Annotated in this window: 7 protein-coding genes; 2 read left to right on the top strand and 5 right to left on the bottom strand. The window is 26.6% G+C overall.

All coding sequences use genetic code 11. The features are described 5' to 3' along the window. The first annotated feature begins 214 nt into the window (after nucleotides 1-214). On the top strand, nucleotides 215-589 hold the full coding sequence (locus HZY83_RS05725; RefSeq protein ID WP_179943098.1) for a MerR family transcriptional regulator: 375 nt from the start codon (nucleotides 215-217) through the stop codon (nucleotides 587-589). 28 nt (nucleotides 590-617) lie between these two features. Continuing rightward, the gene (gene glnA, locus HZY83_RS05720; protein WP_179943097.1) at nucleotides 618-1,943 is read left to right on the top strand and encodes a type I glutamate--ammonia ligase; all 1,326 of its coding nucleotides are present in this window, start codon (nucleotides 618-620) and stop codon (nucleotides 1,941-1,943) included. A 33-nt stretch (nucleotides 1,944-1,976) separates the two neighbouring features. On the opposite strand, the gene HZY83_RS05715 is transcribed toward glnA, so the two are convergent. From HZY83_RS05715 to HZY83_RS05695, 5 genes are all read right to left on the bottom strand, one after another. Further along, complete coding sequence (locus HZY83_RS05715; protein ID WP_179943096.1) at nucleotides 1,977-2,564, bottom strand: peptidylprolyl isomerase; 588 nt, start codon at nucleotides 2,562-2,564, stop codon at nucleotides 1,977-1,979. A 1-nt stretch (nucleotide 2,565) separates the two neighbouring features. Beyond that, the gene (gene thrS, locus HZY83_RS05710; protein WP_179943095.1) at nucleotides 2,566-4,509 is read right to left on the bottom strand and encodes a threonine--tRNA ligase; all 1,944 of its coding nucleotides are present in this window, start codon (nucleotides 4,507-4,509) and stop codon (nucleotides 2,566-2,568) included. A 381-nt stretch (nucleotides 4,510-4,890) separates the two neighbouring features. Further along, nucleotides 4,891-5,778, bottom strand: coding sequence for a primosomal protein DnaI (gene dnaI / locus HZY83_RS05705; RefSeq protein WP_179943094.1), 888 nt, complete (start codon nucleotides 5,776-5,778; stop codon nucleotides 4,891-4,893). Nucleotide 5,779: 1 nt separating this feature from the next. Next, the gene (locus tag HZY83_RS05700; protein ID WP_179943093.1) at nucleotides 5,780-7,462 is read right to left on the bottom strand and encodes a DnaD domain protein; all 1,683 of its coding nucleotides are present in this window, start codon (nucleotides 7,460-7,462) and stop codon (nucleotides 5,780-5,782) included. Beyond that, the coding region (locus HZY83_RS05695) for a hypothetical protein (protein ID WP_179943092.1) at nucleotides 7,446-8,344 on the bottom strand (899 nt) is incomplete at its 5' end. The genes HZY83_RS05700 and HZY83_RS05695, both read right to left, overlap by 17 nt.

Here is an 8,344-nt window from a genome sequence, read left to right as displayed (position 1 = left end):
AACATATATAGTCCTCCGTTCTTTAATAATTATTAAATATATTTTAACATACTTTTTTATAATTTTATAGCTACAAAAAATTTAAAATATATTCTAGTTTTATATTATAAATAACAACTATAAAATTTAATGTAAGATTATTTAACATTATATTTTATTTTAAGATATTTTTGTGTTATTATTATCCTATAAATATTACAGGTAGGTGATTTATGTGGGATTTAAAGATTTTCAAAGAAATTTACCAGCTCTTCCAATAAGTGTTGTAACCAAAATTACACAACTTTCTGCAAGACAAATAAGATACTATGAAGAGAAAAACTTAATCACTCCAGAAAGAACAGAAGGAAATACTAGGTTATTTTCTTTAAATGATGTTGATAAGCTACTGTATATAAAAGAATTATTAACGAAAGGTTTTAGTATTAAAGCTATAGATGAAATAATTAACAACAAAAAAGTTTCTTCTGAGATTAGTAAAATTCGACAAATCATTCATAATGATATATTTATAGGACCTTCTGGATCCAACAGAGAACAATCTTCAATAGGGCGAGGCGACCTTTCTAGATTTTATAACAAAAAATAAGATGTTTTTAAGTTAAAGGAGATTTTTTATGAAAAAAGAACAAATTTTAGATATTATTCAACAAGAAAATGTAAAATATATAAGGTTACAATTTACAGATATTACAGGTACTATAAAAAATGTTGAAGTTCCTGTTAGTCAAATAGATAAAGTTTTAGATAATAATATGATGTTTGATGGATCATCTATTGAAGGCTTTGTTAGAATTGAAGAGAGTGATATGTATTTATATCCAGATCTTGATACATTTTTAGTATTTTCTTGGGATAGTGAATATGGAAAAGTAGCACGTTTCATATGTGATGTATATACTGTTGATAGAAAGCCATTTGCTGGTGATCCACGCGGAAACTTAAAACGTGTATTAAAAGAAATGAATGATTTAGGTTATGATACATTAAATCTTGGACCAGAGCCTGAATTTTTCTTATTTAAACTAACTGAAAATGGTGAACCTAGTTTAGAGCTTAATGATAATGGAGGATACTTCGATCTTGCTCCAGTTGATTTAGGTGAAAATGTTAGACGTGATATTGTTTTAGAGCTTGAGAAATTAGGATTTGATATAGAGGCAAGCCATCACGAAGTTGCACCTGGTCAACACGAAATAGATTTCAAATATACAGATGTAATTAGTGCTTGTGATAACATACAAACATTTAAACTTATAGTAAAAACTATAGCTAGAAAACATGGATTACATGCAACATTTATGCCAAAACCTATTTATGGAATTAATGGTTCTGGTATGCATTGTAATATTTCTTTATTCTCAAACGGAGAAAATCGTTTTTATGATGAATCTTCTGCAAATAAATTATCTCAAGATGCATATCATTTTATAGCAGGTATTCTAAAACATTCTCGTAGCTTTACTGCTATATGTAATCCTACTGTTAATTCATACAAACGTCTAGTTCCAGGATACGAAGCACCTTGTTATGTTGCGTGGTCTACATCGAACCGTTCTCCTTTAGTAAGAATTCCTGCATCAAGAGGTAAATCAACTAGAGTTGAAGTACGTTCTGTGGATCCAGCTGCTAACCCATACTTAGCTATGGCAGCTATTTTATCTGCTGGACTTGATGGAATAAAAAATAAATTAATTCCTAATGCTGAAGTAAATAGCAATATATATGTTATGACAAAAGAAGAACGTATTAATGCAGGTATTGATGAATTACCATCAACATTATATACAGCATTAAAAGAATTAAGCAATTCAGATATTATTAAAGATTCTTTAGGTGAGCATATATTCCAAAACTTTATAGAGGCAAAATCTATTGAATGGGATGCCTTTAGAACACGTGTTACAGATTGGGAAGTTGAACAATATTTAAAACAATATTAATAAAAAAAGCGACAAAATTTGTCGCTTTTTTTATTAATCTATTACTATTTCTATAATTTTTATATCTTCTAGAGGTTTATCTTGTGAATTTGTTTTTGTAGATGCTATATCCTCTAATACATCATAACCATCTATCAATTGACCAAAAACAGTATGACGATGATCTAGCCAAGGAGTGCCTCCTTTTTCTGCATAAACTTCTATAGCTTCTTTAGGCCATCCTCCTTGTTCAATATTTGAAAGCATCATATTATCCACGTGTTTGGCTTGTACAACAAAAAATTGACTTCCATTAGTATTAGGTCCAGCATTAGCCATACATAATGCACCGTAGAAATTAAAGTAGTCCATAGAAAACTCATCTTCAAAAGATGTTCCCCATATAGATTCTCCACCCATTCCTGTTCCTGTTGGGTCTCCTCCTTGAATCATAAAATCTTTTATAACTCTATGAAATATTATTCCATTGTAATATCCTTTTTTAGCAAGTTCTATAAAATTTTCTACTGTTTTGGGAATATCTTTCTCGAATAGTTTAAAAGTTAAATCGCCTTTTGTAGTTTTTACTACAACTTTTCTTTCTCCTTCTTGGATTTCATTTATTAATTGTTTTAATACCATATTATGCCTCTTTATTGATTAATCTTTCTTTAATTTCTCTTAAAATATTTTCTTTAAATTCACTATATAATTTAGTTTTTTGGTCTTGTGATCCGAATGTTCTAACATTAACTTCTTTATTTTCTACCTCTTTATCTCCTATTACTAGTGTATAAGGTATCTTCTTGCTAGCTGCTTCTCTTATCTTATAACCTAATTTTTCATTTCTATCATCTATAGAAACTTTAACTCCTGATTTTTTCAAGTCATCCATTAATTCTCTTGAATAGTTATAATGATATTCATTATTTACTGGAATAATTCTTACTTGATTAGGAGCTAACCATGTTGGTAAATTTCCTTTATGCTCTTCTAATAAGAATGCTACCATTCTTTCCATAGTAGAAACTACTCCTCTATGAATAACTATTGGTCTATGTGCCTTACCATCTTCGCCTATATATTCTAATTCAAATCTTTCTGGTAATAAGAAATCTAATTGAACTGTTGATAAAGTTTCTTGCTTACCTATAGCAGTTTCTATTTGAACATCAAGTTTTGGTCCGTAGAAAGCAGCTTCTCCTTCCGCTTCTACATAATTAAGACCTAATTCATCTGCTGCTTCTTTTAACATGCTTTGTGCATTTTCCCACATTTCATTATCATCGAAATATTTCTCTTTATTTTCTGGATCTCTGTATGATAATCTATAGCTATATTTCTCTATACCTAAATCTTTATATGCTTCTTGAATCAATGATACTGTTCGTTTAAATTCATCTTTTATTTGATCAGGGCGTACAAAGATATGTGCATCATTTAAAGTCATTCCACGTACACGTTGAAGCCCACTAACTGCTCCACTAGCTTCATATCTATGCATCAGACCTAATTCAGCAATACGAATAGGTAGTTCTCTATACGAATGTTTTTCATTTTTATAAATCATCATATGATGAGGGCAGTTCATAGGACGTAAAACCATTTCTTCATGATCCATTTTCATAGATGGGAACATATCATCTTGGTAGTGTTGCCAGTGACCACTAGTTTTATATAATTCTACCGAAGCAAGCACTGGTGTATAAACGTGATCGTACCCTGACTCAACTTCTTTATCTACTATATAACGTTCAATTGTACGACGAATAGTTGCACCATTAGGTAACCATAAAGGTAATCCTGCTCCTACCTTTTGACTAGTAGTAAATATTCCTAATTCTTTACCTAATTTTCTATGATCTCTTTCTTTTGCTTCTTCTAATTTTCTTAGATGATCTTCTAAAGCATCTTTAGTATAAAATGCTGTACCGTAAATTCTTTGTAACATTTTATTGTCACTATTTCCTCGCCAATATGCTCCTGCTACAGATAATAATTTAAATTCTTTTATTTTTGATGTACTACTTACATGTCCTCCTCTACAAAGATCAACAAATTCTCCTTGTTTATAAACAGTAATTACTTCATCTTCTGGTAAATCATTTATTAATTCTACTTTATAAGGATCTTTTGCAAATATTTCTAACGCTTCTTGTTTGGAAACTTCTCTTCCTTCTATTTTATGATTTTCACTAACTAGCTTTTTCATTACTTTTTCAATATTTGCTAAATCTTCTTCGTTGATTTTCTCTTCCATATCAAAATCATAATAGAATCCTCCTTCTATAGCCGGCCCTACTCCAAAGCAAACATCTGATCCGTATATTCTACGTAATGCTTGAGCAAGTAAATGTGCAGACGAGTGTCTTAAAACGTATAAGCTATCTGCGTCATTATCATCTGATGTTATTAATTTAATTTTTCCATCTTTATCTATAACTTTATCTAATTCTAGATACTCATCATTAAGTTTAGCTGCCAAAACTTTTTTCTTTAAGCTAACACTGATACTTTCTGCAACATCTAATGCTGTCTTATTATCATACTCACGTGAATTACCATCTGGGAATTTTAATACTACCATATTCTTTCTCCTTTTTATAAAAAATTATATTTATATTACGTTATTTAACAAAAATAAAAATCCCTATGTGAAAAAATTTTCACATAGGGACGAACTAATATTTCGTGGTACCACCCAATTTTGAGATATAATTATCTCCTCATTGTAGCAAGTAAAGATTGCCATTCTTCTACGCGGCTAAAAGGTAGTAACATATAAAGAATTATAAGTATTTTCAGCACCATACTCTCTCTTAAATAATTAATTTATATATCTTGTCCTTAACGTAAATACTATATTATGATTCGTATTGTATCATAAAAATATTGTTTTGACAAGTAGTTAATATTTTAAAATAAATTATAAAATTTTTATTATAATTAAAACACTCTATTAAACTTATTAATAACTACCTCTTTCATTTTTAGCATCTAAAAATTCTTCTTTAGCTAGATGACTTATTCTACCAATAATACGCATTGATTTAGTTTCATCAATAGTATTTTTAGTAACTGCTAAAACATCACTTAAATTTCTTAATGATAAGTTAGAAGTAAAGAAAGTTACTAATTTTTCTGATGAACGATAATTTATTATAGGTACTAAAATTTCATCTCTTACAAACTCTGTTATGTTTTCTGCACCTATATCGTCTATTATTAAAACTTTTTGTTGACGTAATTCATCAATTATATAATTATATTCATTATTATATATACTTGATTTCATTTTACGAACAAACTCCGGAAAATATACTATTGCTGGCTCAAGACCTTTATTATTTAAATAATTATATACACACCCCATTAAATAAGACTTACCAATACCAGTCATACCATAAACATATAATCCTTGTACACCTTTATTAGCCAATATATTATCACAAATAGATATTAATTTTGTCGCAACTGCAACCTTATTTCCTGTATTATTAACATTAGAAAAATTAGAATATAAAATACTTTTAGAAATATATGCTGTTTTTATCCTATTAGATAATTTTCTAGCTTCTCTATTACGTTTTTGCTCTGCAGTTTCATTATAAATCAAATAAACTTTACCATCTTTATACTGTAATTTAGGATTATAAAGAATACTTTTTTTATTTTTTTTTGATAAGTAATATTCATAAAAAACTTGAGTATTGTTATTAACATCATCATAAGATAAATTATATTTATTAATAAAATTAATAACTGTTTTATCTTTCAAAATAACATTTTCAAACATATCTTGAATATCATTCTTTTTAATAGAAATTTTACTAGTTAAATCTGTTACTTTCTTCATATTACTCCATGCCTTTCTCTTTTAATAACCTTTGATATTCTTCATAAGAAATATTAACATTATTACTTTCATAATTTTGTTCATTAAAATTAGATAAGTTGTTTAATTGATTTTTTATATAATCTGGAGTTTCTACTACACGATGTTTCTTTGATTTATAATTATTACTAGAACGCTTATTAATTGTACCTTTCACATCAGAAATAGTTTTAACCTTATTAAGATGCCAACTAGATGCTACACTCTCTAGAAAATTTGCCGTAGGTATTTTTTTATTTACATCAATTGATACTGTATATTCTAACAAATAGTTTATAAGTTCATTAGAAAAATTATATTTTTCTTTTATTGTAGATAACTCTTCAACTGTTTTAGTAGGCAAAATAATATTCAATTTATTTCTAGAAAATTCTTCAATATCTAAATCATAACTAATAGTTTTAGTTTTATTAACTAACTTCGTTCCTCTTATTTTATTTTCTTCTTTTTGTGTCCTAGTTTGTTTAAATTTATCTCTTTCACTATTAACAAAATTCATAGCATCTAACGCAGTTATCAACCTTTGACTTGACCAGGTACTCGCAATTTTGTCAAGATAATTAAAATTAGGAATTCCTGATGATTTGCTTTCTATAATTGCATAATCAAGAAGAACGTTCAATACTCCAGATGAAAAGTTATATTTTGTTATTAATTTATTTATATTATTACCATCAACATTAGAAAGAATTAAGCTATGTTTTTTATTCAAGAATTCAATATAATTCAAATTATCCATAATTTTAGCTAGCTTTTCTTCATTTGTCAATTCTCTTTCCTTATTATAAGTATCATTTATAAGATGTTTATTTAACATATTTTTCAATGTCGGTACTTCTTGTTTTTTTACAATTATAAAAAGTTGTGCTAAATAATCTTTTAAATCATTTATATTAATGTCTAATCCACCTGACACGCTATCTACTGATTGTTCTATTCCTTCTGCCATCTCATTTGGCGTAACTTTGTATAAATGCGCTAACTCTAAAATAGTTTCTTTAATACCACTATTATTTAAAATATCTGCTAAATATTTATTAGATAACAAATAATTTAATTTATTAAAATCAAAATAGTAACTATCCAGGTTTGGGCCTTTTCCAGTATCTTTTCCTAAAATATTATCAAATTGGTAGTCATCTAAATTATTAGTAGAAAATACTTCTGAAAATTTTGCAGTAATATCCTTAAACTCACTAAAATGAACTTGATTATGACTAAATTTATCAACTAATAAATTATAACTTCCTTCTCCTATAGTATTTTTTAACAATGCACTCAATAAATGATTTTCAAAAAAACTATTAAAAGAAAGAGGCCTTAATATTTTATAAACATAAACAATTTTTTCATTACTTTGCCAAAAATATGTTTTTAAAAGACCTATTGCCTCTAATTGTTTTCTCATTAAAGATATTTTTTTTATATCCATTCCTAAATTATCAATAATATCAAAATGCAATAAATTATTCGTCATATTTTTTTCTCTCAATATTTTTGTAGATAAAAATTGATATAATTTTATTGCATTAGATCCTATCAAAGGTAAATATAATAGATTCAATTCTTTATTGTAATTTTCATTATAAAAATCATTATATACTACATAATAATCTGTAGGCTTTAAATTATTGTACGTTGCCATCACTAAGCACCTCAATAATAACTTGTAAATATTCTAATGCATAAATAAATTGAGGATTGTAATCATATTTTATTTTGTCATCATTTTTTAATGGTGCATAGAATGATCTTACTAAAATAGGATAAACATTACTAAGTAATAATTTTGTATTATCATTTTCATATAAATCCTTCATAACTACAAATAACTTACTAGTTATTTGTATAAATTCGTCTTTAGATGGTGTCTTTATATTAGTATAAGATGTTAATTTACTAGAAAAACTCAAGATATCTTTTTTATTTTCTTTAGCAACAAAATTTTTCATATCATCAACTAAAGAATACATATAATCAAAAAATTGATTAATATCCTGCAAATATTCATTAGTTAAATATTCTGATTTATCAGTCAACAACAATTCATTAACGTTATAATCTGTTACAAACAAATACATTTTATATAAATCAGAAAAATCAATAGTATTAACTGTGCGATAATCATTTACTATATCTTTTAAACTTTGACCATTTTTGTAAAGATTATAAATAGTATTTAACCAAATAAATTCATCTAACTTTTTATCATTTATTAAAGTAATCAAGTAATTATTAAAATCGTATTCCGTATCATCTTTAAACAATTCTAAAATATCTACTTCTATACTATCAATTATATTAAAAAATTCTTCTGCATCTGCTGAATTAAAAGATTTTTCGTTAAAATTAGGTTTTAAGTCCGCTTTTATTTTGTTGAATAATTCTTCACTATCATCATTCATATCAATTCTTTGCTGAAAAACTGTATTGTATCCCGGTTTTGAAGCATAAAAAAACTTTTCTATAGCTTTATTAAACCTTAGTAAATTATCTAATATTTTGATATAAGTAACTTTAATATTAG

Origin of the sequence: Gemella sp. GH3 (assembly GCF_013415425.1) — a bacterium.
Classification (GTDB): Bacteria; Bacillota; Bacilli; order Staphylococcales; family Gemellaceae; genus Gemelliphila.
The sequence above is the reverse complement of the archived record's forward strand: the minus strand, read 5'-3'. Positions and strand labels throughout refer to the sequence as shown.

What these genes read in the sequence shown, in the direction of transcription:
- glnA (WP_179943097.1), top strand. Translation starts at nt 618, where the DNA reads ATGAAAAAAGAACAAATTTTAGATATTATTCAACAAGAAAATGTAAAA.
- HZY83_RS05715 (WP_179943096.1), bottom strand. Translation starts at nt 2,564, where the DNA reads ATGGTATTAAAACAATTAATAAATGAAATCCAAGAAGGAGAAAGAAAA.
- thrS (WP_179943095.1), bottom strand. Translation starts at nt 4,509, where the DNA reads ATGGTAGTATTAAAATTCCCAGATGGTAATTCACGTGAGTATGATAAT.
- dnaI (WP_179943094.1), bottom strand. Translation starts at nt 5,778, where the DNA reads ATGAAGAAAGTAACAGATTTAACTAGTAAAATTTCTATTAAAAAGAAT.
- HZY83_RS05700 (WP_179943093.1), bottom strand. Translation starts at nt 7,462, where the DNA reads ATGGCAACGTACAATAATTTAAAGCCTACAGATTATTATGTAGTATAT.